General features: G+C 49.8%; 3 protein-coding genes. All 3 read left to right on the top strand.

Annotation, left to right across the window (positions count from 1 at the left end):
- A partial coding sequence (tnpA, locus tag J3B89_RS20980) for an IS66 family insertion sequence element accessory protein TnpA (RefSeq protein ID WP_215399544.1) occupies window positions 1-198 on the top strand: 198 nt, incomplete at its 5' end.
- Window positions 198-548 carry an IS66 family insertion sequence element accessory protein TnpB gene (tnpB, locus tag J3B89_RS20985; protein WP_014610304.1) on the top strand — a complete coding sequence of 117 codons (351 nt, stop codon included), beginning with the start codon at window positions 198-200 and terminating at the stop codon, window positions 546-548. The genes tnpA and tnpB, both read left to right, overlap by 1 nt.
- Before the next feature lie 21 nt (window positions 549-569).
- On the top strand, window positions 570-1,030 hold a 461-nt coding region (locus tag J3B89_RS20990), incomplete at its 3' end, for a transposase (protein WP_215399545.1).

Genomic DNA, 1,030 nt, shown 5'->3' on the forward strand with positions numbered 1-1,030 from the left:
TTTTGCCAAACCCATCAACTGAGCACCATGTCATTTTATAAATGGCGGCAACGCTTGGCTGAGCAAACTGAACAAGCGCCTGTTCGCCAGGATACACAGTTTATCGATTTATCCGCGCTTGCACATCACGGTAACACCCGCTGGCATATCGTCTTGTCACTGGGCAATGGCGTTGAACTTACCCTTAGCCAGCAATAATGTTTATCCCTGCTGCCAACCAAAAAATCTGGCTGTGCACCACACCCGTGGATATGCGTAAATCCTTTAACGGTTTAAGTGCCCTGGTGCGCAATAAACTTTGCCATAATCCACAAAGCGGCCAGTACTTTGTGTTTATCAATGCCCGCAAAACCCAGATGAAGGTGTTGTACTTCGAAAGCTCAGGCTATTGTGTCTGGGCAAAGCGCCTCGAGCAAGGCCAGTTTCCGGTGAAACCGCATCCGAGTGGGATCCAATCGCTCACCGGTTGCACCCTGCAAATGATCGTTGACGGAATTACCGTACTTCGCCAGAAACAAGCGAAGCGCTATGGGCAGTCAATCGCTTGATAAGTCTGTATAATTGACGCTATGAAAATCAAGCCTTCATCCTCATCCAACGTGGCAACGGACGCCGAGACACGGGTTAATTTGACCAGTGAAATCGCGCGCCTGCAGAGTTTGTTGCAACAGGCTTCTGCAGAGAATCAGGCCTGGTCAGAAAAGTACGGCAAGCTGGAAACTGAGCATGCGTCATTGCGCGAAACCTTCGCAGGCATTCAGCAACGCTTAGCCTGGTTTGAGAAGCAGCTGTTTGGTCAGAAGTCAGAAAAGCGCGCCTTGGAATTGGGTATGCAGTTAAGCTTACTGGGCGATATGGTGCCAGCACTGGCCCAACCCGAAGGTGAAACCGAATATACCACCTACACCCGCAGAAAAGGCAAACAGCGCCCGGATGATTGCGTTAATGACAGTGGTTTGCGATTTAACGATAACGTACCGGTGAAAGTGATTACGCTGATACCAGACGAGTTAAAAGGGGAAGATGCCGA

The sequence above is a fragment of the Rheinheimera oceanensis genome (assembly GCF_018831085.1).
In the GTDB taxonomy this organism is placed as follows: domain Bacteria; phylum Pseudomonadota; class Gammaproteobacteria; order Enterobacterales; family Alteromonadaceae; genus Alishewanella; species Alishewanella oceanensis.